The sequence below is a fragment of the Streptomyces sulfonofaciens genome (genome assembly GCF_014656295.1).
Taxonomy (GTDB): Bacteria; Actinomycetota; Actinomycetes; order Streptomycetales; family Streptomycetaceae; genus Streptomyces; species Streptomyces sulfonofaciens.
Map to the genome: position 1 here is coordinate 700880 of NZ_BNCD01000001.1, position 25644 is coordinate 726523.

The window sequence follows — 25644 nt, forward strand, 5'->3', positions numbered from 1 at the left end:
ACGGGGGACGGCGGCGGAGGAGGGGACGGAGGCGACGGAGGCGACGGGGGGGAACGGAGATGACGGATATGACGGAGGGGTGGGCGTTGGTGAGGTGACGGAGGGGAGGGCGTGACTGAGGCGATGGCGGGGGCGGAGGGGGCGGGCCGGTTCCGCGCCGCCGTGTGTGCGGCTGCAGACCGGCCCGCCGGCTCAGGTGGGACGGGCCCTGGGCCCGGGGCCGTCCCGTGCGGAGGCGGAACCCGGTGAACCCGGCGCACCAGGTCAATCCGGTGAACCCGGTTGAACCCGGTTGAACCCGGTGGACCCGGTGGGCGCACCGCCCACGGCACGCCCCGCCCGGTGCGGATCCGCCCATACGCCGCCGGTACACGACCGACGCGCCGCCCGGCCGCCCACCTGCGCCGGAGACCGAGCAGCCCCACCCGCGCCGGGGACCGCGCGACGGACCAGCGCCGGAGACCGCCACCCGCGCCGGAGCCGCGCGACGGACCAGCGCAGGGAACCGCGCCCCGCACCTGCGCCGCGGACCGCACCCCGTACTTCCAGCATGTACCCCCAGCATCCCTCCTGGGCCGCTACTCGTCGATCGCCGCGCCGTACGCCGCGCCGCGGTACGCCGCTCCGAGCGAACCAGCCCCGTACGTCCACGCGCCCTTGGTGGTGATGCCGCCGGAGGCCGCCGGGAGGAGCCAGGCCGCGCCGTTGCCGGCGTTCTCGCCGGGTGCGGCGGCCACCAGGTCGAAGCGGCCGTCGGCGTTCGGGTCCGCGAGCCGTACCTGCGCGCCCCAGCGGTCGCCGTCCTCGGCGGTGCCCGGAACGTGCGGGGTGTCCTGGGACCATGTGTGCGCCCCGGTGCCCGTGAGGCCGTCGGGTGTGCCGTGCAGGACCGTCACCGAGCCGGCGTCGACGGCTGCGTCCCCGGTGCCGGGTGCCAGGTCCTCGCCGGGTGCGCCGACGGCCACGTCCGCGTAGCCGTCCCCGTCGGAGTCGCCCACCGAGACGTCCGCGCCCCAGGCGTCGCCGCGCTCGGCGGTGCCGGGGACGTGTGCGGAGTCCTGGGTCCAGTGCTGGACGCGCGTGTCGGGGCCCGGGCCGCCGGGGCCGCCGTAGTGCACGGTGACCACGCCGGCACCGGGCTGCTCCCCGGCGCCCCCGTCCTGGCCCGCGGCGGTGGCGGTGGTGGCGGCGGTGGCGTCAGCGGCGTCCGTGGGGCCGGTGGCGTCCAGCTCGCCGGTGACCAGGTCGTCGTAGCCGTCGCCGTCGATGTCGCCGGAGGCGGCGACGGGGCCGCCGGGCAGGTCGTGCGTCCAGACCGGTCCCTCGACGCCGCCGGCCAGGTACGCGGACCAGCCGCGCCCGGGGCCGTCACCGGTCGGGCCGTCACCGGTCGGGCCGTCACCGGTGGTGACCCCGGAGACCACCAGGTCGGCGAAGCCGTCGTTGTCGTAGTCCCCGGTGGTCAGGGAGCGCGGGGCGAACGCGCGCCGGCCCTCGCCCGCCCCGGCCCCGGCACCCCGCGCGACCCCCTGTCCCGCGACCCCCTGGCCCGCGGTTCCCGTCCCCGCGGTCGCCGTGCCCATGGCCGACGGCCGCAGCGTCCCGCGGCCCCGGGTGAGGGCCCCGTCGCCCGCCCCACCGCCGCCGGGCGCGGCCTCGTAGGTGAAGAGCCGCACGTCGGAGCGGTCGAGCACCGCGAGGACGTCCCCGGGGGTGGCGCCGCTGAGCCGGGCCGCGGTGACGGCGGAGCCGAAGTGGCCCCCCTTCGTGGCGGCCACAGGCGCGAGCCAGGTGCTGTCGGGGCCCCTCAGGCCGTCCGGGGAGCCCCACAGGATGAGCACGCCGCCCGCGTCGGCCACCCCGGAGAAGTCGTCGCCCGGGATGCCGACGATCGCGTCGTCGTAGCCGTCGGAGTCCAGGTCGCCGCTGGCCACGGCGGTCCCGAAGCCGTCGCCCGGCTGCGCGGGGCCCGCGACGCCGGGCGTGGCCCTGCTGATGGCACGCGCGTGGACGGTGCCGATGCCCCTCGGTGAGCCGTACTGCACGGTCACCAGCCCCGCGCCCCGGGACCCGGCGGCGGCCGCGCCGGGCGCGCCGATGAGGACGTCCTCGAATCCGTCGCCGTTGAAGTCGCAGTTGCGGTCGTTGGCGTGCGTGCCGCCGGGGGTTCCGGCGGAGGCGGCCGGCGCGGCGGCGATGGCGGCGCCCGCCAGCAGCAGGAACGAGGCCGCGGCTGTCGCGGCCGAGCGGTAGGTACGCACGTACGGCTCCCAGGGTCCGGTGTGGGCCGGGCTGTGCTGCGGATGGCGCTGCCGGACGGGGCCCGTTCCCGACCGGCGTCTGTACGACGCCGGGTGGGCGGCAAGGGTTGCACGGGGGGTGCGGGGTGTGCGGGGTCCCCGGGGTGGTGCGCCGGGGTGAGGGGGGCGTGTGCCGGTGCTGTGCGCCAGGGCCCTCGCGTGGGGCGCCCCTGGCATGGGGCGCCCCGGTCCGCTACTCCACCGGCTCCGGCCTCGCTCCTTCGGAAGCCGCGGCCCCACCCTCCGGACCGGAACCGGAACCGGAAGCGGAACCGGAACCGGTGCCCGTGCCGGTGCCGGAACCTGTCCCGGAACCGGAGCCACTGGCACGCCCGGCGCCGCCACCGCCTGCACGGCCCCCGTCCCCGGCACCGTCCCCGTCCCCGGCGCCGTCCGCGGAACCGCCCCCGGCACCGTCCGCGGCCTCGTCCTCGTCCTCGTCGGGAGCCTTCTTCACGGAGTCGAGCAGGAGCTGGGCCACGTCCACGACCCTGAGCGACTCCTTGACGGCCACCGCGGTGGCACCGCCCGCACCGCCGGCCCCGCCCGAGCCGGCGGCACCCGTCGCACCAGCCGTCCCGGCCGTCACGGACTCGGCCGCGGCCTTCTTGCCGTTGACCGAGTCCGTCAGCATGACGAGGCAGAACGGGCAGGCCGTCGAGATGATGTCCGGGTTCAGGGACAGCGCCTCGTCCACGCGCTCGTTGTTGATGCGCTTGCCGATCCGCTCCTCCATCCACATCCGGGCCCCGCCGGCGCCGCAGCAGAAGCCGCGCTCCTTGTGGCGGTGCATCTCCTCGTTCCGCAGGCCCGGCACCTTGGCGATGATCTCGCGCGGCGGTGTGTAGACCTTGTTGTGGCGGCCGAGGTAGCACGGGTCGTGGTAGGTGATCAGGCCCTCCACCGGCGTGACGGGGACCAGCTTGCCCTCGTCGACCAGGTGCTGGAGCAACTGGGTGTGGTGGATCACCTCGTACTCGCCGCCGAGCTGCGGGTACTCGTTGGCGAGGGTGTTGAAGCAGTGCGGGCAGGTCGCGACGATCCTCTTGGTGGACCTGGGCTTCCTGTTCGCGGGGTCGGGGTTGCCCTCGTCGTCCGGTTCCTCGCCGAACGCCATGTTCAGCGAGGCGACGTTCTCCATGCCGAGCTCCTGGAACAGCGGCTCGTTGCCGAGGCGCCGCGCGGAGTCACCGGTGCACTTCTCGTCGCCGCCCATGATCGCGAACTTCACGCCGGCGATGTGCAGCAGCTCGGCGAACGCCTTGGTGGTCTTCTTGGCCCGGTCCTCCAGGGCGCCGGCGCAGCCGACCCAGTACAGGTAGTCGACCTCGGTGAGGTCCTCGACGTCCTTGCCGACCACGGGCACGTCGAAGTCGACTTCCTTGACCCACTCAAGCCGCTGCTTCTTGGCGAGCCCCCAGGGGTTGCCCTTCTTCTCCAGGTTCTTGAGCATCGTCCCGGCCTCGCTGGGGAAGGCGCTCTCGATCATCACCTGGTAGCGGCGCATGTCGACGATGTGGTCGACGTGCTCGATGTCGACGGGGCACTGCTCGACGCAGGCGCCGCAGGTGGTGCAGGACCACAGCACGTCCGGGTCGATGACGCCGTTCTCCTCCAGCGTCCCGACGAGCGGCCGCTCGGCCTCGGCGAGCGCGGCTGCCGGCACGTCGCGCAGTTGCTCCTCGGTGCCCTTCTCCTCGCCCTCGGCCGTCTTGCCGCCGCCCGCGAGCAGGTAGGGCGCCTTGGCGTGCGCATGGTCGCGCAGGGACATGACCAGCAGCTTCGGCGAGAGCGGCTTGCCGGTGTTCCAGGCCGGGCACTGCGACTGGCAGCGGCCGCACTCGGTGCAGGTGGAGAAGTCCAGCAGGCCCTTCCAGGAGAAGTGCTCCACCTGGCTGACGCCGAAGACGTCGTCCTCGCCGGGGTCGGTGAAGTCGATCGGCTCACCGGCCGACGTCATGGGCGACAGCGCCCCCAGCGCCGTGCCGCCGTCGGCCTCCCGCTTGAACCAGATGTTCGGGAAGGCCAGGAAGCGGTGCCAGGCCACGCCCATGTCCGTCTTCAGCGCCACCGTGATCATCCAGACGAAGGATGTGCCGATCTTGATCAGGGCGACGAGGTAGACGAGGTTCTGCAGCGTGCCGAGGTCCAGGCCCCGGAAGGCGGCGACCAGCGGGTACGAGACCAGGTACGACGCCTCGTAGCCGGTGACGTGGTGCAGGGCGCCCTCAAGGCCGCGCAGGGTGAGGATGCAGAGTCCGATGATCAGGATGACGGCCTCGACGAAGTACGCCTGACCGAAATTGGATCCCGCGAAGCGGGACTTCCGCCCGGCGCGGCCGGGCAGCGAGAGCTGGCGGATCACGATGAGCGTGAGGATGCCGAGCGTCGTCAGGATGCCGATCAGCTCGACGAAGACCTCGTACGGAGCCCAGTCGCCGATCACCGGCAGGGCCCAGTCGGCCACGAAGAGCTGGCCGAAGGCGTTGACGAGTGTCAGGACGAGGGTGAAGAAGCCCACCGCCACGAACCAGTGCGCGACGCCGACCACGCCCCACCTGTTCATCCGCGTGTGGCCCAGGAACTCCCTGGCCAAGGTGGCGGTGCGCTGTGCCGGCTGGTCGGTCCTGGTCCCTGCGGGCACCGGCTGGCCGAGCCGCACGAAGCCGTAGATCTGCGCGACGGCCCTGGCGAACAGGGCCACGCCGACCACGGCGAGGACCAACGACACGATGATCGCGGCGAGTTGCATGAAGGCTCCTCGAACCTGCGCGAGCGGATTACCAAGCCGCTTACTAAGCGGTAACTTATGTAGTCCGTTCGAGAGTACCCAGTTCTTGCGTCGCACTGTAGCCGTGGGGCGGTGATCTGCGTCGTGGATCTTCTGCGTCGTGGATCTTCTGCGCTGTGGGTGGGGTGCGTTGTGGGTGGGCTGCGCTGCGGGTGTCCGGGTTGCGGGTGGTCCGGGTTGTGGGTGGGCTGCCTCGTGGGTGGTCCGCGCTGTGAGCGGCCCGCGTTGTGGGTGGTCCGGGTTGTGGGTGGTCCGCTTGTGGGTGGTCCGTGCCGCGGAAGGTCCGCCTTGCGGATGTGCGGTGCGGATGTGCGGTGGGGCAGCCGGGGGCCGGGCGGTGGCGTCACCGCGGGTGGCGGGGGCGGCCGGGGCCCGGGGGCGGTCCGCGGGACGGTACCGGGGCGCGGCAGAGCGCGACGAGGGCGGCGTCGTCGGCCAGCCGCCCGCCCGCGTGACCGAGCAGATCGCGCCGTACGCGGTGCAGCAGCGCTTCCGGCGGATCGTCCGTCCACTGCGCGGCACGCTCGGCGAACGGGTAGAACGCGCCGTCGCCGTCGCGGGCCTCGACGACACCGTCCGTGTACAGGAGGAGGGTGTCCCCGGGCTCGAAGGAGAGGTCGAGCTGGCTGCCCGCATCGCCGGCCCCGCCGACGCCGAGCGGCGGCGAGGGGTCCACGTCGGGCACGCTGACCGGGCGCCCGCGGCTGAGCAGCAGCGGCGGTGGGTGCCCGCAACTGGTCAGGCGCGTGACCGGGCGGTCGTCGGGGATCTCCAGGAGCAGGACGGTGGCGAAGCGCTCGCCGGCCTCCTCGGTCGGCTCGAAGTCGGCCAGATAGCGGGTGACGCTCCTGTCCAGGGCGCGGGCCAGCCGGGGCAGGGTGCTCTGCTCGTGGGCCGCCTCCCGGAAGGCGCCGAGCACGAGGGCGGCCTCGCCGACGGCGGGCAGGCCCTTGCCCCGTACGTCGCCGATCATCACGCGGGTGCCGTGCTCGGTGCGGGTCGCGGCGTACAGGTCGCCGCCGATCTGGGCCTCGTCCTCGGCGGCCAGGTACAGGGAGGCGACCCGCAGTGGCCCGAGCCGCTCCGGCAGCGGCCACAGCAGCACCTGCTGTGCGGCCTCGGCGACGGACCGTACCTGCGCGAGCTGTCTGCTGCGCCGCTGCCGCACCACCGAGAACGACCAGATGAGGGCGGACAGCACCGCGATGGTCGGGATCTGCACCAGGTGGTTGGTGGTGGTGAGCCCGCCGTGCCACTGCGCGATGACCACCTGGGCCACCGTGGCCAGCACGCCGATGAACGCGACCCTGCGTGGCCCGGCGAACGACGGCGTGAGCGCCGGCGCGATCACCAGCGCGGGCCCCAGGTGGACGGTGTCGGGGGTGCGGATGTCCACCACCGTGATCACCGCGATGAGCACAATCGGTATCAACAGCAGCACGGTGCCCGATGGCCACGACTGCCGCACCCCGGCAAACCGCCGCCGGAAGTCCACCACTCCACCGTGCACGGTGGGACGGCAGCCGACAAACGCAACGCACACACCGGGCGCGCCCGGGAACGTTCCCGCCGGACATCCCTTCCGGCTGTCCGCCGGCGCGGCGGACACGGAAGAAGCCCTCGCCGGAGATCTCCGGCGAGGGCTTCTTCCGTACAACTCTCTTGTGGCTGGGGCCGGGGTCGAACCGGCGACCTTCCGCTTTTCAGGCGGACGCTCGTACCAACTGAGCTACCCAGCCACGCGGTTCACGGGGAACCGCAGCGGTCCTGACGGGATTTGAACCCGCGGCCTCCACCTTGACAGGGTGGCGAGCACTCCAAACTGCTCCACAGGACCAAGCTTCGTGGTTTCGCGGGACTTAGTCTCGCACACCATGACGCGTGCCCCCAACGGGATTCGAACCCGTGCTACCGCCTTGAAAGGGCGGCGTCCTAGGCCGCTAGACGATGAGGGCTATCGGCCCGCCTGGGCGCTTCTCAGCGCGTCGGGGACGAGAGAAGCATATGGGATGGCGGTTGGGATCGCCAAAACGGTTTACGGAGGGGTGGACGGCCCCGCGCGGGCGCTCGACGGCGGTCACCGGGGGCTCCTCGCGGTCCCCGGGCGCTCCCAGGCGCCTCCCGATGGTTACGGGTGCCTTCGAGCGCCCGCGCCGGGCCTGTGGGCGCCTGCGGAGCGGGGTCGGTGGGGCTGGCGGGGGCCGGCGGGGCCTGGGGGGCCTGGGGGGCCTGGACCCAGCCGGGCGCGGGTCACCAGGTCAGCCGGGGGCTGCCTGTCCGGGGCCTACCGGGGTCGGCGCGGTGTCCGGGCCGGAGGGGGCACGTGCGGTCGGCGGGCTCAGCGGGACGGTGACGGCGACGACGGTGACGGTGCCGGCGGCGACGGCGATGAGAACGGGGGCGGGGACGGGGCCGGGGTGCCCGGGGTGGCCTGGCGGATTGCGGGGGCGGAGGAGGAGCCGGTCGGCCGGGGCGGCGCGGGGGTGCGGCCGCCGTGCGCCGCACCGGGCTGGTTCTCCTCGGGGAGGTGGCGGCTGACCTCCGCCGTGGACAGGCCGAGGCCGCCCAGCCGGATCTGGTCCCAGGCCTGGAGGTGCCGGGTGTCCCGGTCGAAGTAGAGCACCGACGCCTCGATCGGGTCCGGGTACCTGCCCTCCACCGCGCGCAGTCCGCTGCCGCCGGTCGAGCCCTCGACGCGCAGCCGGGTGCCGAGCTTCATGACCTCGGTCTCCTCGTGGTGGATGTGGCCCGCGAGGACCAGCGGGACGGTGCCGTCGGTCTGGCGTGCGGCCATCGGGTTGTGGGCGATGGCGATGTCCACGGGTGTGCCGGCCGCCTTCTGGTCGCGGACGGCGGACGCGAGCCGGGCGCCGGCGATCACCTCGGCCGGGTCGCCGGCGGCCTGGATCGAGCGGTCCGGCGTGTACTGCGGATCACCCGTTCCGGCGAACCGCAGGCCCGCGACAGAGACCGCCCGGCCGCCGTCGAGCACGTGCACGTTCCGCATGTGCTCCAGGTACCGCTGGGTGGTGCCCGAGTCGTGGTTGCCCCGCACCCAGATGTAGGGGGCGCCGAGGTCCTTGATCGGGTCCAGGAAGCCGTTCTCGGCGGCGGTGCCGTGGTCCATGGTGTCGCCGGAGTCGACGATCACGTCGATGTCGTACTGGTCGACGAGCGAACCGACGATGTGCCAGCTCGCCGGGTTCAGGTGGACGTCGGAGATGTGCAGCACCCGGATCGTGCTCGGGTCGGGGCGGTAGGCGGGGAGGGTCGACGTCACCTCGTAGAGCTTGGTCACGTTGGTGACGAGGCGGGCCAGTTCCTGCTGGTAGACGTCGAACTCGCTGACGATGCTGCGGGCGTTGCCGACGACCGAGGGCGCACTGCTGAGCAGTCCGGAGAACTTGGGTTCGAGGACGGAGTTCGGGTTCCAGGTGGCGTACGCGGTGCCGCCCGACGCGGCGAGCAGGGCGAGCGCGAGGCCGCCGGCGGCCAGGGCGCGGCGCGGGCGCCGGTAGACGACGAGGCCGAGTGCGGTCGCCCCCGCGACCACGGCCACGCAGGAGCGCACGGCGAGGTCCAGCGTGCCGTGCGCGACGTCGCGGGCGACCTCGTCCTGGAGGCCCGAGAGCCGTTCCGGGTGCTTGACCAGGGCCTCCGAGCGCACCGGGTCGAGCCGGTCCACATCGACGTCCAGGCGGATGGGCGCGGTGTGCGAGTCCAGTTCCAGCGCGCCGAGCGGCGACACGTTGATCTTCGTACCGCCGGTCAGCGACGGCCGCAGCGTCATCCGCGTGTCCATCGGACCCACCGGCGCCCGCACTCCGCCGACGGTCAGCAGCCCGAGCCAGGCGCCCAGCAGGACGACGCAGATCAGTGCGAGGGCACGCAGGTACGGGCGGGGCGGCCCTGACGCGGGGTCGGGGAGGGCGGGACCCCGCGGCGGCGCCGGGGGCCGGCCACCACCGCCCGGACGCCCCGGGAACCGGCCGCTCCCCGGGCGCCCCGGGAACCGGTTACCGCCCGGCAGGATCCGGGGCCGGACGCCTGACGTCCCTTCGTGGCGCGGCCGGCCCTGCCGCGGCCCGTCACCTTGCGGGCGGCCGGTGCGGGCGCGCAGGAGGCGGCCGAGCCCGGCGGGCGTGCGCCGGAGCAGCCGGAGTGTGGTGCCGGAGCGGCGCAGGGCCCGGGGCGCACGGCGCAGGGCCGCGGACATGCGGTGCCGGGTGCGGCGTGCCGCGGGGGCCGTGGGGGCCGCGGGGGCGGTGACTGCACGGGCGGCGACCGCACGGGCGGTGGTCGTGCCGGTCCGCGCGGCACGGCCGACGGCGGCGGCCGTGCCGGCGGGGGTCGACGCGGGGGCCGACGGGGCGGTCGACGGGGCGGTCGACGGGGTGGTCATGCCGGCCGCAGTCGACGCGGCGGTCGTGGCGGCTGGGGCATCGGCGCGGGTGGCGGGTGCGCGGGCCATTCACCGCGTATGCCCAAGGCCGGTGGCCGGTATGCCCGGTGCGCGGTGCCTGGTGCAGGCCGCGGGGTCGTGCGCGGCGGGGCTGGTGCACGGCACGCGCCGGCTCCCGGGGCCGCCCGGTGCCCGGTGTGCCGGTGCGCCGACGGCACGGGGGTCGCAGGGTTCCGCCGTGGCCGACAATGGCGGTGTGCTGGAGATGACGCGCGAGGAGTTCGAGGAACTGGTCGCCGAGGCGCTGGACCGCGTCCCGCCCGAGCTGATGCGGCTGCTCGACAACGTGGCGGTGTTCGTCGAGGACGAGCCCGATCCGTCCGACCCGGATCTGCTCGGCCTGTACGAGGGCACGCCGTTGACCGAGCGCGGCGAGTGGTACGCCGGTGTGCTGCCCGACCGCATCACCATCTACCGCGGCCCCACGCTGCGCATGTGCACGACCCGGGAGGAGGTCGTCGAGGAGACCGAGGTGACCGTGGTCCATGAGATCGCCCACCACTTCGGCATCGACGACGCGCGCCTGCACGACCTCGGCTACGGATGACACGACCCGGGCCGCGGGTGAGGGCGCGGGTGGGGACGAGGGTGAGGGGCCCGGCGGCTGGAAATGAGCGGTGCGGTGGGTGCGCGGCGGGGTGTGGGGTCCCGGCGCGTGTCCTTGTGCGGGCGGCGGGAGTTGGGCAGGTGGTTCCGTGCCCCCGTGTCCCGGAGGTGGCTTTCGTGCGCCCCTTGTACGTGTCCGACCGTCCGTTGCGCGCGTCCACTCGCTCGCTGCACGTCCCCGTACGCCTGACGGTGGCGGTGCTGGCCGTCGCCGCGACCGCGGGGTGTATGAGTTTCGCCTCCGGCGACGAGCGCGCGCCGACGCGCTCTCCGCTGCCCTCCCGCTCCGCCGCGCACCCGGACGGGGCCGCGGGCGGCGGCGCCGCGGTGCAGGGCGGCGCGCGGGGGGAGGACCGGCCGGACGGGGCGGCGGCGGAGGAGAGGAAGGCACGCAAGGGCGCGGACAAGGCAGATAAGGCAAACAAGGCGGATAAGGCGGATAAGAGGGGGAAGGGCGGGAAGGCCGAGGGCGGCGAGGAGGACGGGCAGGGCGGGGCGGGGCAGGGGCGGCCCGGTGCGGGTGCGGCGTCCGGGCCGGGAGGCCATGCGGGGTCCGGCGGGGGCGGATCCGGTTCAGGGGCGGGATCCGGCCATGCGCCGCAGCCGGGGGAGTCCCGGCCCGGCACGCCGGACAGCCCGCCGCCGTCCGGTTCCGGGAGCGGTCCCTCCGCGCCCGCTCAGGACCCGACGCCCACCCCCACGGCCCCTCCCGCGTCCCCCGCGGCGACCAGGGACGTCAAGGACGCCAAGGAGGCCGAGGGAGGGGCGCCCTCGGCCCGTGGGGCCACGCCCCGGCCGTGGGGCAACCCGCCACCCGCGGCGCGGAGGCCGGGGAGCGCCTAGCGGTGCCGGTGCGGGACGTGACGGGGCTCCCCCGCAGGGTGGGGTGCGGTGTGGTGGAGCTCGCGCTGCCCGGCGCGGTGGGCAGCCGGGCGCGGCGTGGCGTGGCGCGGGCAGTGGCGGGCTCCCGGCGTGGTGGGGGAGTGCGGGCAGTGATGGGTTCCCCGGCGTGGCGGGGGTGCGGACGGATCGGTGTCGGGCGCGTGTGCCGGGGCGCGGGGGGCGGAGGCGGCGGAGGTGACGGAGGTGACGGGCGGTTTCCGGCCGGTTTCGGCGGGGGCTCCGGGGCGGTCAGGTACGACTTGCCTGCGGGGCTGCGGGGCTGCGGGGCTGCGGGGCTGCGGGGCTGCGGGGCTGCGGGGCTGCGGGGCTGCGGGGCTGCGGGGCTGGGCGCGGCTTCCGTGCGGGGCTTTCGCGTGGGGGCCCGGCCCGGCTTCCGCGTGGGCTTTCGCGTCGGGCCCCGGCCCGGCTTCCGTACGGGACTGCGGTGGGGCCTCGGCCCGGCTTTCGCGTCGGGCCCCGGCCCGGCTTCCGTGCGGCCGGTCGCGGCGTGCCCCGGGTGGTACGCGTCCCCGAGCGGTGGCGGCCCCGGGTGGTGGTGGCGCGGCCTCGGGCGGTGGTGGCCCCGGGTGGTGGCGGCGCGGCCTCGGGCGGTGGTGGGGCCCCGGGTGGTGGTGGCGCGGGCCCGGGCGGTGTCGGTGCGGCTGCCAGCGGCGGGCTCCCGGGCGGTTTCCGCGGGGCCGCCGACGGGGCTTCCGGGTGCCGCGGGAGCGGGTTCCGACCCGGTTCGGGCAGGACCTCCGCGTGGACTTGGGCCGGGCTGGGGCCGGGGCTTCGTACGGGCTTCCGAGCGAGTGCGGGGCCGCTCGCGGGCGCGCTCCGTGCTGGTTTGCCATTCGGGCCCGGGGCCCCGTATGGTGGTAGATCGTTTGATCCCATTTGCCCGGCGCACTCCCCACAGAGCGGGGACCTGAAGCGCGCCGCGTGTGGCGCGTATCCCTAGCCGTGGCAGGACCGCATCGAGGCGGCCGGTAATGACCTCACGGAGTCCGGGCGCGTGCCGTGAACTCCGGAAGGTTTGCATTTCGCATGTCTGTTTCCATTCCTGACCACGTCGCCGTGTCCGAGTCCCGGTCCGACGCGATCGACGCCCCCGGCGCAGCCGACGCGGCCGACGCCGTGGACATGGCCGGCGCCGCTGATGTGGCCGACGTGACCGGCGAGTTGGACGTGGCCGGTGTGCCCGACGCGACCGACGTGACCGACGTTACCGACGGCACCACCGAAGCCGACGCACGGTCGGAGACCCGGTCGTACGACGAGGCCGCCGGTACCGAGGCCGCCGCGACCGACGAGGTGGGCGAGGCCGCGGACAGCGAGTCCGCTCGCAACGACGGCGCCCCCGCCCCGTCCGACGGGCCCGCCCCGTCCGACGAGCCCGCCGCCCCCACCTTCGCCGACCTCGGCCTGCCCGACGCCGTCGTCCGCAAGCTCGCGCAGAACGGCGTGACCACCCCCTTCCCGATCCAGGCCGCCACCATCCCGGACGCCCTGGCCGGCCGGGACATCCTGGGCCGCGGTCGCACCGGCTCCGGCAAGACGCTCTCCTTCGGCCTGCCCCTGCTCACCACCCTGGCCGGCGGCTACACCGAGAAGAAGCACCCCCGCGGCGTCATCCTCACCCCGACCCGCGAGCTGGCCATGCAGGTCGCCGACGCCCTCCAGCCCTACGGCGACGTGCTCGGGCTGAAGATGAAGGTGGTCTGCGGCGGCACCTCGATGGGCAACCAGATCTACGCCCTGGAGCGCGGCGTCGACATCCTCGTCGCCACCCCCGGCCGGCTGCGGGACCTCATCGGCCGCGGCGCCTGCTCGCTGTCCAGCGTCCAGGTCGCCGTCCTCGACGAGGCCGACCAGATGGCCGACCTGGGCTTCCTGCCCGAGGTCACCGAACTGCTCGACCAGGTGCCCGAGGGCGGCCAGCGGATGCTGTTCTCGGCCACCCTCGACCACGACATCGACACCCTCATCAAGCGGTACCTGAACGCCCCGGTCACCCACGAGGTGGACCCCTCCGCCGGTGCGGTCACCACCATGAGCCACCACATCCTGATCGTGAAGCCGCGCGACAAGGCGCCGGTGACCGCCGCGATCGCCTCGCGCAAGGGCCGCACGATCGTGTTCGTGCGCACCCAGATGGGTGCCGACCGCATCGCCGAGCAACTCCGTGACGCCGGCGTGCGCGCCGACGCGCTGCACGGCGGTATGACCCAGGGCGCCCGCACCCGCACGCTGGCCGACTTCAAGGACGGTTACGTCAACGTCCTCGTCGCCACCGACGTCGCCGCCCGCGGCATCCACGTCGACGACGTCGACCTCGTCCTGAACGTCGACCCGGCCGGCGACCACAAGGACTACCTGCACCGTTCGGGCCGTACCGCACGCGCGGGCCGCTCGGGAACGGTCGTCTCGCTCGCCCTGCCGCACCAGCGGCGCCAGATGTTCCGCCTCATGGAGGACGCGGGCGTGGACGCCGCGCGCCACATCGTGGGCGGCGGCGGTGTGTTCGACCCCGCGGTCGCGGAGATCACCGGCGCCCGGTCGATGACCGAGGTGCAGGCCGAGTCCGCGGGACGTGCGGCGGAGCAGGCGGAGCGCGAGGTCAAGGACCTCACGAAGGAGCTGGAACGCGCCCAGCGCAGGGCGGTGGAACTCCGCGAGGAGGCCGACCACCTCACGCTGCGTGCGGCGCGGGAGCGGGGCGAGGAGCCCCCGCGGGCGGCGTCCGGCGCCCACTCGCCGTCCGGTGCCGCGTCCGAGCCGGCAGGGGCGGCGCCCGCTGGGGCGGCGCCCGCCGAGACGGTCTCCGCCGGGACGGCGCCTGCCGCCCCCGTTCCGCCGGTCGCGTCCGCGGAGGCCGCGGCACCGGCCGCGGAGTCCGGCGCCACGCAGGGCGGTACGGCCGCGGAGCCGTCCGAGGACACCGCGGAGGCGGCCGACGCGTCGTCCGCCGAGACCATGCTTACCGTGGCGTCCGACGGGTCCGTGACGCAGACTCCGTCGTCCCAGCCGCCGGTCTCCGTGCCGCGGCAGTCGGGTCCCCAGGACGCCGACCGGGCCGCGGGCACCGACCGGCGTACCGGCGGCTTCGGCGGCCGGGACCGGGATCGCGACCGTGACGGCGGGCGTGGCTTCGACCGGGACCGTGGCGGGCGTTCGTACGAGCGCCGTGACGGTGAGCGTGCCGGCCGTTCGTTCGACCGGCGTGACGACCGCCGTGACGGTGGGCGTGACGACCGCGGTGGCTACCGGCGCGATGACCGGGCCTCCGGCGGCTTCCGCCGCGACGACCGCGGTGGCCGTTCGTTCGACCGCCGCGAGCAGGGCGGCAACCGGAGCTGGGACCGCGACCGCGGTACCGCGGGCCGGGACCGTGACGGCGAGCGCGGCGGCTTCGGCGGCCGGGACCGGGATCGCGACCGTGACGGCGGGCGTGGCTTCGACCGGGACCGTGGCGGGCGTTCGTACGAGCGCCGTGACGGTGAGCGTGCCGGCCGTTCGTTCGACCGGCGTGACGACCGCCGTGACGGTGGGCGTGACGACCGCGGTGGCTACCGCCGGGATGACCGGACCTCCGGCGGCTTCCGCCGCGACGGCGACCGGCCCGGCCACGGCCGCGACAGCCGTCCCGCCTTCGGCCGGGACCGCGACCGCGACAGGGACCGCCCGGGCTTCGACCGGGACCGGAACCGCGACGGCGACCGCGGCGGCTTCGGCGGCCGGGACCGGGACGGCGACCGCCCCCGCTTCTCACGCGACCGCGACCGCGGCGACCGCCCCGGCTTCCGCCACGACGACCGCGGCGGCCACCGCGGCAGCGACCGGCCGTACAACCGCGACCGCCGTGACGACCGCCCCTCCGGCGACCGTCCCGCCGGCGGCCACCGCTCGGGCGGCTACCGCCCCGGCGGCCACGACCGGCCGGGCGCCCGGCGGGACGACCACAGGGGCGGCGGCACCGGCTCCGCGTCCGGTGGCGGCGCCGGAGCCCACCGGCGCCGTGAGGACAAGCCCCGCTGGAAGCGCAACGGCTGAGACCGGCCGCGGTGGCCGAATGCGTGAGAACGCCAGGGCCCCGCGCACGGCACGGACCACCGCAGCGGCCCGCGGCACCGGCCCGACCTGCTGAGAACGGCCCACCCACCGGGTGGGCCGTTCGTGTTCCACCCCCGCGCACGCCGGTGTGTTCGGCCGGAACCGCACGCCGAGCCGCCTCACTTCCCCAAGGGCGGCCCCGGGCGAAGCGCATGCGGCGCACCCCGCGTGGGAATCGCTGGGTGCATGACAAGCGACCCCCGCCAGGCCCCCGACCCCGCCGCACCGGCCGCCCAGGAGTCCGGCGCGGCCCCACCCGCCGCGCTCTCCGACGAGCAACGGCTGGCCGAACTCGGCTACACGCAGGTGCTGGCCCGCCGGATGTCGGCGTTCTCCAACTACGCCGTCTCGTTCACGATCATCTCGGTCCTCTCCGGCTGCCTGACCCTCTACCTCTTCGGCATGAACACCGGCGGCCCGGCGCTGATCACCTGGGGCTGGGTGGCCGTCGGCCTGATGACGCTGTTCGTCGGGCTCGCGATGGCCGAGATCTGCTCGGCGTACCCGACCTCGGCGGGCCTCTACTTCTGGGCGCACCGGCTGGCACCGTCCCGTACGGCGGCGGCCTGGGCGTGGTTCACGGGCTGGTTCAACGTGCTGGGGCAGGTCGCGGTGACCGCCGGCATCGACTTCGGCGCCGCGTCGTTCCTGGGCGCCTATCTGAACCTGCAGTTCGACTTCGCGGTCACGCCGGGCCGCACGATCCTGCTGTTCGCCGCGATCCTGCTGCTGCACGGCCTGCTGAACACCTTCGGCGTGCGCATCGTCGGCCTGCTCAACAGCGTCAGCGTGTGGTGGCACGTGCTCGGGGTCGCGGTGATCGTGGCGGCGCTGGCGTTCGTGCCGGACAGCCACCAGTCCGCGTCCTTCGTCCTCACCCGGTTCGTCAACAACACCGGCTGGGGCAGCGGCGTCTACGTCGTCCTCATCGGGCTGCTGATGGCGCAGTACACGTTCACGGGCTACGACGCCTCCGCGCACATGACCGAGGAGACCCGCGACGCGTCCACGGCCGGGCCCAAGGGGATCGTCCGGTCGATCTGGACCTCGTGGGTGGCCGGTCTCGTGCTGCTGCTCGGCTTCACCTTCGCCATCCAGTCGTACGACGACGAGCTGGCCTCGCCGACCGGGGCGCCCCCCGCGCAGATCCTGCTGGACGCGCTGGGCGCGACCGCGGGGAAGCTGCTGCTGCTCGTGGTGATCGGGGCCCAGCTCTTCTGCGGGATGGCCTCGGTCACCGCCAACAGCCGGATGATCTACGCCTTCTCACGCGACGGCGCGCTGCCCTTCTCGCGCCTGTGGCACACCGTCAGCCCGCGCAGCCGCACCCCCGTCGCCGCGGTGTGGCTGGCGTCGCTGGGCGCGCTGGTGCTCGGGCTGCCGTACCTGATCAACGTGACGGCGTATGCGGCGGTGACGTCCATCGCGGTGATCGGTCTCTACATCGCCTACGCCGTCCCGACGCTGCTGCGGTTGCGCAAGGGCGACGGTTTCGAGCGGGGGCCCTGGCACCTGGGCCGGTGGTCGCGGCCGGTGGGGTGGGTCGCGGTGGTCTGGGTCGGGGTGATCACGGTGCTCTTCATGCTGCCGCAGGTCTCGCCGGTGACCTGGGAGACCTTCAACTACGCCCCGGTCGCGGTCCTGGTGGTGCTCGGCTTCGCGGCGACCTGGTGGCTGGCGTCGGCGCGGCACTGGTTCCTCAACCCGCAGCACGAGCGGACCATCGAACGGGAGGCGGCGCGGGAGAGGGCCGGCCGGGACTGAGCGGCACGGGCGGACGGGTACGGACGGGCCCGGGCCGGGTGGTGCGGGAGGGGCACGGCCCGGGCCGAGGAGGGGGCGGGCCCGGGCTGAGGGGTGCGGGAGGGGCAGAGCCCGGGCCGAGGAGGGGGCGGGCCCGGGCCGAGGGGGGAGTGGCGGCCGCCGCGCAACAGCACGACGCGTTGTGTTCGCACCGCTGAACCCGGCAGGACCGCAGGGCAATGCTGGAGGTATGTCTGAGTACGGCGAACATGTGCCCGGGTACCGGAGGGTCCGAGTGGTGGCCCACGAGGACTCGCCGGTGGCCGCCCTTGCCGATGCGGAGGCGTGGGAGGCCCGCGAACGCTATCCGGAACTGATGTCCGGCGGGGGGCCGCTGTTCGCGGTGGCGCAGGAGCTGGAGTCGGGCGGCTGGGAACTGCTGACCCGGGCCGATGCCACACCGCAGGGCGCGCGGGACGCCATGGCCATGGTGTTCCGCGAGCGGGCGCACCACGCGGGCCCGGCCGGCGACACCGCCGCGCGCGACGGCCTCCTCGCGGCCGCCGAGCTGCTCGACCGGGAGCGGCACGACGAGCTGGCCGTCCACGGCGTCCGCCACCGGATCGTCCGAGCCGAACCGTTCATCCGGATGGGCCCCTCGGGCCCCGAGCCGCCCCGTCCCACCGACCCCGACCCGGCGGCCGCCGGCAGGTCCCACGAGGTGCCGAACCCCACCCGCGGGTTCGTGATCGACCCGTTCGCCGGGACGGGCCCGTCCGAGAGCATCCTGCGCCTCGAACTGCTCGCGCTCGTCCGCAAGGCGGGCACCGTCCCCCTCGACGTCCACAGGGATTCCCGGCACGCGGCGCACACGCACCCCGGCGGGGTCCTGCTGCCCGCCGAGTTCATGATCGCCGAGTACGCGGACGGACGCTGGCAGCCGACCGCGGGGCCCAGCAGCACGCCGCAGGGCGCCCGGGACTCCCTGGCGATGTACCTGCGCGTGCTGGCGCCGGTCCTCGAACGGCTGGACGACACCGGGCGCGCGGCCTACGCACGGCTGGCCGACCGGCTGGACGCAGAGCGCCGCGACGAGGTGGAGATAGCGGGCCGGCCCACGCGCGTGGTGCGGGTCGAGCGGCTGGTCCGCATCGGCCCGGACGGCCCGGAGGGCCCGCGCCCCTCCGACCCCGACCCGGACCCGCCCACCGCCCTGGGCGCCGAGCAACTGCGCGAACGGGGCGTCCGCATCGACGACGATGCCCCGTACGACCCGTCCCCCGCCGCCCGGGAGCTGGCCCGCCTCTTCGACGAGGAGCGGCGGCGGAAGGACGGACCGGCGGGGGACCCCGCCTAGGTCCGGGGTACGGGCGGTGTGCCTCGGAGGCGGGCGGTGTGCCCCCTGATGCGGGGGGTGTGCTTGGGGAGCGCGCGGTGTGCGGTGTGCGGGCGGCGGCGCCCGGCCGTGTCGCGGCTGATCCGTGCCCGTCGCGTGCCGGTCCTGTCGAGGCGTGCGGGCGGAAACTCGGAGGCGTGGGAGGGCGGACGGGTGCCAAGATGACGGGGCGGGGCGGTGACGCCCCGGCCCCGGGGCCGGTCGGCCCTGGTGAGCGGTGGGAGCCGTGGCTCTACGGGGGGAGCCGCGGCATCACCCACCGTGAGACCACCCCCCCACCGGGACGCTGGGCCTCCCGTGTGTTTGCGCACATCCCGTCAAGGGACGGCGACAGCCCGCGGCGACCGGCCCGCTATGCTGCGGGATGCGGGCCGTTAGCTCAATTGGCAGAGCAGTGGACTTTTAATCCATTGGTTGTGGGTTCGAGTCCCACACGGCCTACCGAACAGGCGATCGAAAGTTGGTCGCTGACCTGCACAGGGTCGCCCGCCTTGGGATCGCCAGGGCGGGCGATCAGCCTTTCCCGGCCTTCTGCGTGAGCGGTGCGTGAGCGGATGTACCGGTGCCCGTCTTCCGTGCCTGTCTTCCGTGCCCGAGGTACGACCGCTGCCGCGCGCTCGGTCGGTTCATCCTCGTACTCCTCGAACAGCTTGGGTCACCGGCGACGGCTGGCAGGGCGACACGCACGAGGTGTTCGGGATCGACCTGGACGGCGGCGAGGTCTCCGCCGACGTCAACCACGACCCGCGCGACCACGACGACCTGGTGGCCGATCTCAACGACGCGGTGGCCCGCGACTACAAGCTGGTCCGGCCCATCGGCCTGGGCGAGTGGGCGTTCAAGGCCGTCATGACCGGGTTCGAGCCGGACGCCTCCCCACGACGACAAGCTGTCCGCTTCCCTCACGTTCCGGGTGACGGGCAGTTGCCTAGCTGTGCCCTCCCATGAGTTGGTGCCGTCTGCTGACGGCCTCAAGCCACGCGGTGAGCAGGCCACCGGACGGATGGCCGAGGCAACCTGCTGCCTCGGCCCCGCACCGAGTACCACAGCCGCACCATCCGCCGACTCGCATGACGACCTCCACACGCCGAGCCGGGCCAGAAGTTACCGACCAGTGGAAACCACTGATCAGCGATTGTCGCGTCACCTTCAGCGAGTCGTCCGCGCCGCTCGACGCCTACCCGAACGGTTCATCAGCCGTCGTCGCTTGTGATGGTCCGGGAATTGCAGGAGAAGGGCGTTCCACTCGCGCCGTCCTGGGCGCACACCTTGAGCCCCACAGTGTCCCCCGCCGTCACATTCGGGATGTCGACGTACACCTCTGTGTTGAACCCGCCGCCGTTGCGCTGCGCACCGATCAGCGTGCCATTGATCCAGAACCACGCTTTGACTCCGACGCCGTCCTTGCACGCGTCGTAGACTCCGACGGTGTCATCTCCGTGTTCGTCGTAGTCGATGTACGCCGCCGATCCGTATCGGGAGCACAACGGCGACTCACCGGTGTCGATGGAGAAACCGTCGTTGGTCGTGGCCCTGGCCGAGGCGGGAACGGCGCTCAGGACAGACAAGACGGCGCTCACGAGCAGGGCACTGCTCATGGTGCCACCGCGCCTTGAACGAGTCGTTCTCATGACCGTTTTCCCTTCGAGGAGATGTCGGGCGTCTGTGAGCCCGGCTGGTGTCCCCATCGTCGGGATGGATCTCGGGTTGCTCAATGGTCCGCTGCTAGTTGAGCACGCAATGGGATGTCCCACCTGCTGACCAGCGGAGACTCATCCTGGACTGACACCTCGCCGGGACGAGGAGGCAGCGATGCGGGCTGCAAACGGCTGTGTCTCCAGAGGGCTTTCCAGACCACATCCGCTACGAGTTCCAGGGGGTGAGCCGTGGCGGTCGACACCAACACGGCCGAGTTCGTGGGCGCGACCGCCATGCGCACGTGGGCCCGCGCGCTGCCGGCCGACGCGCCGGATGCGCCGCCGGCCCGGCCCACGGTGGACCTGTCACGGCTCGTTGCCCGCGGCCCGCACGGACCCGCGCGCCGCCCAGGGCGCCCCTGGGCCGGTCGGCCCGCCCGGACCGCCCGGGCGCGGAGGGAAGGACGGAGCCGCCGGCCCTGACGGCGACGCGGGGGCGGGCGCCGACGGTGCGACCGGCCCAGCCGGCCCGCAGGGCGAGCAGGGGCCGAAGGGCGACACCGGCCCCGAAGGGCCCCGCGGACCGGCCGGGCCAGCCGGACCGGCCTGCCCGGACGGCTACTCCCTCCAGGCGCCGCCGAGCGACCCTGACGCGCCGGTGTGCCGCCGGAGCGACGGCGCATGTCGACGAAGCAGGTGAGATCGCCGAGCAGCAGGGTGCTGACCTGGACCTGGTCAAGGACGTCCTGGGAGCAACACCGGTGCCGAGCGCGGCCTTGCGTCGGCTCGCCGCCCAATGTGGACTCACGGCATGAGCACTCTGTACCTGATCGCCTGCGCGGCGGGGCCGACGCAGTATGTCGACGAGGGCGTCCGCCAGGCGCAGGCCCGCGGCTGGGACGTCTGCCTCATCCTCACCCCCTCGGCAGCTCGGTGGTGGGAGCCGCGCACAGGCGAACTGGAGGCGTTGACCGGGCACCCCGTGCGGTCGCAGTACAAGCTGCCGTGGGAATCGGACGTTCTCCCGAAGGCAGACGCCATGCTCGTTGCGCCCTTGTCGGCGACGAGTCTGAACAAGTGGGGCGCCGGCATCGCGGACACCCTTGCGTTGGGCCTCGTCACTGAAGGCGTGCACATGGGCGTACCGGTCATCGCGATGCCCTACTTCAACCGTTCTCAAGGCGCCCAACCGGCGATCGCCCGGAGCATTGCCGACCTGCGGGCCCAAGGCGTTCGGTACCTCGACGGAGCGGACGGCTACGAGCCGCACCCGCCCAAAAACGGAGATGCCTCCGCATTCCCCTGGGTGCGGGCGCTCGACGCCGTCAGAGCTGCCTGACAACACGAAACCACCCCCTTCCGCCGCGAGGACGGAAGGGGGCGCGGTGCTCAGGGGCACCGCCTGCGTCGGGGTCCAGGCCGGCGGCCTCCGGAACGGTCGAGCCTCCACTGTCACCGGGCGGCGGCGGGGACCCGTACGACGCGAAGGTGAAGCTGCGGCACTCGACGATCACGCTGACCTCGGACACGTACATGGCGCTGTGCGCGGAGTACGAGGAGGAGCCGGCGGAGCGCGCCGCCGCGGCGGCGCCTCGGACACGCCGTGCTTCGCACAGTGCCGTCACGGGTCCCCTCAGTAAAGCGTCACGCCTCCCTCTTCTTCAGAGCAGGCAGGCTGTGGGTTCGAGTCCCATACGGCCTACCGAGCAGGTGACCGGGTCTCGGCCGCTGACCTGCGAGAATCGCCCGGATCGGCGCGACCGGCCCGGCCGGTCCGCCGTTTTCGGTCCGGGCGGTCCGCCGTTTCGGGTCCGGGTGGGTCCCGGTGGTGCCGGTGGGCCCCCGGTGGTCAGAGTGGCCCCCGATGGTCCGGGTGGAGCTCCGATGGTCCGGGTGGTCCGGGTGGTCCGGGTGCGCGCGGGTGGGTGGGCGTGGGTGGGCGTGCCGGTTGGCCCGGGGCCGCCCGCACCGACGGGGCGTGCGTGCGCTTCGCTAGCAGACCTCGTTGACCAGGTCCTGCGCGTTCACCACGTCCTCCCGTCTCTCCGGCACCTGGGCGGTCAGCTTCTCCACAAGCTGTTCCTGCGCCTGGATCCTCTCGGGGTCCGCGGGCGTCTCCGCCTGCAGACGCACCAGCTCGCGCCTGGCCTCGTCCCGCCTCCGGAAGGTGTCGTTGAGCCTCTTCTTCGCGGTTTCCAGCAACTTCTTGGCGTCCCTGCAGATGTCCGGAACCTCTTGCGGCATCTCACGTGCTCCTTGCCGATCCTGCGAGCCGTCAGGTGTTTCGCCCTGTGACCGGTTTCCACCGGTTTCCTCAAGAGTCTTTCGTGCCGCACGGCGCCTCGCACCTCGGCGGGCGGCCGTTGCGCCGTGCGGGGCGGCGATCGGGCGTGTGCGGCGCCGACCGGATGTGCGGGTGCGTCGCCGGGCGCGCCCGGGGCGGCGGTGGAGCCGCCCATAGGGACGGGCGCCCCGTCCCCGCGCCGTTACGCGCCGGTGCCGCCGTCGGCTCCGGCGCCGGTGTTTGCGGCGTGTCCCGCCACCCCCTGCGCTGCTCGTGCGCCGGAGGCGCCCTAAACTTGCGCACTCACGGTTACCACCTGCCGTCCCGGAGGCCGTCTCGGGCCGGGAGGAGAGCACGGGCAGGGCGGGCCCCACGAGCCGGCCGGCCCGGGGGAGCCCGCCGGGCACGCGGCCACCGACCCGGACCCGTGCGGCCATGACCCCGACCCACCCAGCCACGAGAACGAACCCACCACGCCAAGACCGAGGGGTGTTCGGCGCCTTGATAGTCATCGAAGATGTCAGCAAGCGGTATCCCGACGGCACCGTCGCCGTCGACCGGCTGTCGCTGGAGGTGCCGGACCGCTCGATCACCGTGCTGGTGGGCCCCTCCGGGTGCGGAAAGACCACCACACTGCGGATGATCAACCGCATGATCGAGCCCTCCTCCGGGCGGATCCTGCTCGACGGGGCGGACATCCAGCAGCAGCCGGTCAACGCCCTGCGCCGCTCCATGGGCTACGTCATCCAGAACGCCGGCCTCTTCCAGCACCGCACGGTCATCGACAACATCGCCACCGTGCCGAGGCTGCTCGGCTGGCACCGGCAGCGCGCCCGCGCCCGGGCGGCCGAGCTGATGGAACGGGTCGGTCTGGACGCGTCGATGGCCAAGCGCTACCCGTACCAGCTCTCCGGGGGCCAGCAGCAGCGGGTCGGCGTGGCCAGGGCACTGGCCGCGGACCCGCCGGTGCTGCTGATGGACGAGCCGTTCTCGGCGGTCGACCCGGTGGTGCGCCGCGGCCTCCAGGAGGAACTGCTGCGGATCCAGGAGGAGCTGGGCAAGGCCATCCTCTTCGTCACGCACGACATCGACGAGGCCATCCGGCTCGGCGACCAGGTGGCCGTACTGCGCACCGGCGGCCGGCTCGCGCAGTTCGCGCCGCCCGACGAGCTGCTGTCCTCGCCGGCCGACCCTTTCGTGGCGGACTTCCTCGGCGCCGACCGAGGCATCCGCGGCCTGTCGTTCTTCACCTCCGCGGGGCTGAACCTCGATCCGGCGCCGGTCGTCGCGGTCGACGCCACCGCCAAGCAGATGGCCAAGCGCGTCACGCCCGATGTGCCGTACGTGCTGGTCACCGATGTGGACGGCAAGCCGCTCGGCTGGGCGGAGCCGGCGCGGTGGGCGGAGGGCGGGAAGACCCTCACACCGTACGGGCAGACCTTCGAGTTCGGCCGGGACTCCCTGCGCGTCGCCCTGGACTGCGCGGTGCTCTCGCCCACCGGCTGGGCGGTGGGCGTGGACCGCACCGGCAGCGTGGTGGGCGTCGCCTCACAGGAGTCCGTCGCGACCGCGATCCGCGCAGCGCACGCCGAGCGTGCCGTCAGGGCCCGCGACGCGGCGGCGCCCGGCACGGGGGCGCGGGGCACGGGGGCGCCCGGCACGGGGGCGCGGGGCACCGGGGCGCGGGGCGCCGGGCCGGCGGGTGCGGCGCGGCGCGGCGGTGCCGGTGGTGAGGCAGGTGGTGCGCCGGGCTCCGCGGCGGGCGCCGGCGCGGAGGCGGCGCAGTGAACGGCTTCTTCGACATGCCAAGCGACCTCCAGCACACCTGGCTGGGCCTGGTGGGCTGGCATCTTCAGGAGTCGCTGGTCCCCGTGCTGGCCGGGTTGCTGGTCGCGCTGCCGGTCGCCCAGCTCTGCGTACGCTTCAACTGGCTGTACCCGCCGGTCCTGTGGATCACCACCGTGCTGTACGCGGTGCCGTCGCTGGCCTTCTTCGTGGTCCTGATCGACTACACGGGCCAGAGCCAGACCACCGTCATGATCCCGCTGGCCCTCTACAGCCTGGTGGTCCTGGTGCCGGCGATCGTGGACGGCGTGCGGTCGGTGCCCGCGGAGACCAACGCCGCGGCCGTGGCCATGGGCATCGGCCCGGTGCGCCGCTACCTCCGGGTCCAGCTCCCCATCGCGGTCCCGGCGATCTTCGCGGGACTGCGGGTGGCGACCGTCTCCAGCATCAGCCTGGTCAGCGTCGGCGCGCTGATCGGGAACCAGGGCGCGCTCGGCAACCTGCTCGCCGACGCGATGTTCTACCACCGTCCGATCCTCGCGGTCAGCTCGGTGGTCACCACGGCCGTGCTCGCCATTCTCGCCGACGCGCTGCTGGTGCTGGCCAGAAGACTGCTGACGCCGTGGCAGCCGCCCGGGGCGCGGGCCGCCGCGCGTGCCGCGCGCCGCGGCGGGCGGGGCGCCGGCCGGCCGAGCGGTGGCCGCCCGCACTCCCGGGACGCCGGAGAGGGCCCCGCCCCGGCCCTGGAGCGTGTGCCGTGAACGTCTTCCACTTCGTACAGGCCTTCTTCTCCGACGGCGCGCACTGGCACGGCTACGACGGCATCCCGCGGCGCATGGTCGAGCACCTCCAGTACTCGGCGGCGGCACTGGGCGTCGCGGCGGCGATCGCACTGCCGATCGGCCTGGTCACCGGGCACACCGGCCGTGGCGGCAACGCGCTGGCGTTCGTCGCGACGGCGGCCCGCGCACTGCCCAGCTTCGGCCTGCTCGTGCTGATGTTCGTGCTGATGGGCCTGAGCATCCTGCCGGTGATGATCCCGCTGGTGGTGCTCGCCGTGCCGCCCATCCTGGTGACGACCTACGAGGCGGTGCGCAATGTGGACGCCTCGCCCGTGGACGCCGCCCGGGGCATGGGCATGCACCCCGCCAAGATCCTCTTCCAGGTGGAGCTCCCGGTGGCGCTGCCGCTGATCCTGAGCGGGCTCAGGTCGGCGGCGATCCAGATCGTCTCCACCGCCACCATCGCCGCGTACGTGAGCCTCGGCGGCCTGGGCCGCTACATCGTCGACGGCCTCTACCAGCGCGACTACGAGAAGGTGGTGGGCGGCGCTGCCCTGGTGGCGGCCCTCGCCCTGCTGGTCCTCGGCCTGTTCTGGGCGGTGGGCCGGGCGGTGGTGTCACCGGGCGTGCGCAGGCGCTGAGCCCCGCCCCGGGGAGGACGCCGGGACCCGTCCCAGGGAGGGCGCTGGACCCCGTCCCGGGGGAGGGCGCTGGGCCCCGTCCGGGAGGGGAGCGTGGCTCTGGGGCGCGCCCCCCACGAGCGCCGGGGCCCCACGAGCGCCGGGGCCGGTCATCCTCCCGCCGGGGCGCTCGCCCTCCCACCGGGGCCCCGAGCCCCTGTGCGGTCGCTCAACCCCTGCGTG

General features: G+C 74.1%; 15 protein-coding genes and 4 tRNA genes. 10 read left to right on the forward strand and 9 right to left on the reverse strand.

Going from position 1 to position 25644, the window contains the following annotated elements; translation table 11 throughout:
* Positions 1–578: 578 nt before the first annotated feature.
* From IE313_RS02820 to IE313_RS02850, 7 genes are all read right to left on the reverse strand, one after another.
* Positions 579–2261 carry an FG-GAP repeat protein gene (locus tag IE313_RS02820; protein WP_189929208.1) on the reverse strand — a complete coding sequence of 561 codons (1683 nt, stop codon included), beginning with the start codon at positions 2259–2261 and terminating at the stop codon, positions 579–581.
* Positions 2262–2493: 232 nt separating this feature from the next.
* On the reverse strand, positions 2494–5052 hold the full coding sequence (locus IE313_RS02825) for a (Fe-S)-binding protein (protein ID WP_229924300.1): 2559 nt from the start codon (positions 5050–5052) through the stop codon (positions 2494–2496).
* A 382-nt stretch (positions 5053–5434) separates the two neighbouring features.
* Positions 5435–6526 carry a PP2C family protein-serine/threonine phosphatase gene (locus tag IE313_RS02830; RefSeq protein ID WP_308439131.1) on the reverse strand — a complete coding sequence of 364 codons (1092 nt, stop codon included), beginning with the start codon at positions 6524–6526 and terminating at the stop codon, positions 5435–5437.
* A 230-nt stretch (positions 6527–6756) separates the two neighbouring features.
* A tRNA-Phe gene (locus tag IE313_RS02835) sits at positions 6757–6830 on the reverse strand.
* 23 nt (positions 6831–6853) lie between these two features.
* Positions 6854–6928, reverse strand: a tRNA-Asp gene (locus tag IE313_RS02840).
* Between the two features lie 45 nt (positions 6929–6973).
* Positions 6974–7046: transfer RNA gene (locus IE313_RS02845), tRNA-Glu, on the reverse strand.
* Positions 7047–7429: 383 nt separating this feature from the next.
* Positions 7430–9124, reverse strand: a complete 1695-nt coding sequence (locus tag IE313_RS02850; RefSeq protein WP_373316904.1) for a metallophosphoesterase family protein — start codon at positions 9122–9124, stop codon at positions 7430–7432.
* A gap of 625 nt (positions 9125–9749) precedes the next feature.
* Here IE313_RS02850 and IE313_RS02855 point away from each other — a divergent pair.
* From IE313_RS02855 to IE313_RS02880, 6 genes are all read left to right on the forward strand, one after another.
* Positions 9750–10100: a metallopeptidase family protein gene (locus IE313_RS02855; protein ID WP_189929209.1), complete on the forward strand. Its 351-nt coding sequence runs from the start codon at positions 9750–9752 to the stop codon at positions 10098–10100.
* Positions 10101–12088: 1988 nt separating this feature from the next.
* Entirely contained in the window at positions 12089–15094 is a 3006-nt protein-coding gene (locus IE313_RS02860) for a DEAD/DEAH box helicase (protein ID WP_229924301.1), read from the forward strand.
* A 246-nt stretch (positions 15095–15340) separates the two neighbouring features.
* Complete coding sequence (locus IE313_RS02865) at positions 15341–16918, forward strand: amino acid permease (protein ID WP_229924302.1); 1578 nt, start codon at positions 15341–15343, stop codon at positions 16916–16918.
* 229 nt (positions 16919–17147) lie between these two features.
* Positions 17148–18254 (forward strand): DUF5954 family protein, encoded by a 1107-nt coding sequence (locus tag IE313_RS02870; protein ID WP_189929210.1) that lies wholly within the window; start codon positions 17148–17150, stop codon positions 18252–18254.
* Positions 18255–18661: 407 nt separating this feature from the next.
* Positions 18662–18734, forward strand: a tRNA-Lys gene (locus tag IE313_RS02875).
* 249 nt (positions 18735–18983) lie between these two features.
* Positions 18984–19241, forward strand: a complete 258-nt coding sequence (locus tag IE313_RS02880; RefSeq protein ID WP_189929211.1) for a hypothetical protein — start codon at positions 18984–18986, stop codon at positions 19239–19241.
* Between the two features lie 245 nt (positions 19242–19486).
* On the opposite strand, the gene IE313_RS02885 is transcribed toward IE313_RS02880, so the two are convergent.
* Complete coding sequence (locus IE313_RS02885; protein ID WP_189929212.1) at positions 19487–19891, reverse strand: hypothetical protein; 405 nt, start codon at positions 19889–19891, stop codon at positions 19487–19489.
* An 850-nt stretch (positions 19892–20741) separates the two neighbouring features.
* Between IE313_RS02885 and IE313_RS02890 the strand changes: the two genes are divergently transcribed.
* Positions 20742–21269 (forward strand): flavoprotein, encoded by a 528-nt coding sequence (locus IE313_RS02890; RefSeq protein ID WP_229924303.1) that lies wholly within the window; start codon positions 20742–20744, stop codon positions 21267–21269.
* A gap of 653 nt (positions 21270–21922) precedes the next feature.
* Here IE313_RS02890 and IE313_RS02895 read toward each other — a convergent pair.
* Complete coding sequence (locus IE313_RS02895; RefSeq protein ID WP_189929214.1) at positions 21923–22174, reverse strand: hypothetical protein; 252 nt, start codon at positions 22172–22174, stop codon at positions 21923–21925.
* A gap of 541 nt (positions 22175–22715) precedes the next feature.
* Between IE313_RS02895 and IE313_RS02900 the strand changes: the two genes are divergently transcribed.
* From IE313_RS02900 to IE313_RS02910, 3 genes are read left to right on the forward strand one after another with little or no spacing between them, the layout of a single operon-like run.
* Positions 22716–24002: an ABC transporter ATP-binding protein gene (locus tag IE313_RS02900; RefSeq protein WP_189929215.1), complete on the forward strand. Its 1287-nt coding sequence runs from the start codon at positions 22716–22718 to the stop codon at positions 24000–24002.
* Complete coding sequence (locus IE313_RS02905) at positions 23999–24760, forward strand: ABC transporter permease (protein ID WP_189929216.1); 762 nt, start codon at positions 23999–24001, stop codon at positions 24758–24760. Before IE313_RS02900 ends, IE313_RS02905 begins: the two co-directional genes overlap by 4 nt.
* The gene (locus tag IE313_RS02910) at positions 24757–25422 is read left to right on the forward strand and encodes an ABC transporter permease (RefSeq protein WP_189929217.1); all 666 of its coding nucleotides are present in this window, start codon (positions 24757–24759) and stop codon (positions 25420–25422) included. The genes IE313_RS02905 and IE313_RS02910 overlap by 4 nt, the downstream gene beginning before the upstream one ends.
* Positions 25423–25644: the final 222 nt, after the last annotated feature.

What these genes read in the sequence shown, in the direction of transcription:
- IE313_RS02825 (WP_229924300.1), bottom strand. Translation starts at nt 5,052, where the DNA reads ATGCAACTCGCCGCGATCATCGTGTCGTTGGTCCTCGCCGTGGTCGGC.
- IE313_RS02860 (WP_229924301.1), top strand. Translation starts at nt 12,089, where the DNA reads ATGTCTGTTTCCATTCCTGACCACGTCGCCGTGTCCGAGTCCCGGTCC.
- IE313_RS02865 (WP_229924302.1), top strand. Translation starts at nt 15,341, where the DNA reads ATGACAAGCGACCCCCGCCAGGCCCCCGACCCCGCCGCACCGGCCGCC.
- IE313_RS02870 (WP_189929210.1), top strand. Translation starts at nt 17,148, where the DNA reads ATGTCTGAGTACGGCGAACATGTGCCCGGGTACCGGAGGGTCCGAGTG.
- IE313_RS02885 (WP_189929212.1), bottom strand. Translation starts at nt 19,891, where the DNA reads ATGAGCAGTGCCCTGCTCGTGAGCGCCGTCTTGTCTGTCCTGAGCGCC.
- IE313_RS02890 (WP_229924303.1), top strand. Translation starts at nt 20,742, where the DNA reads ATGAGCACTCTGTACCTGATCGCCTGCGCGGCGGGGCCGACGCAGTAT.
- IE313_RS02895 (WP_189929214.1), bottom strand. Translation starts at nt 22,174, where the DNA reads ATGCCGCAAGAGGTTCCGGACATCTGCAGGGACGCCAAGAAGTTGCTG.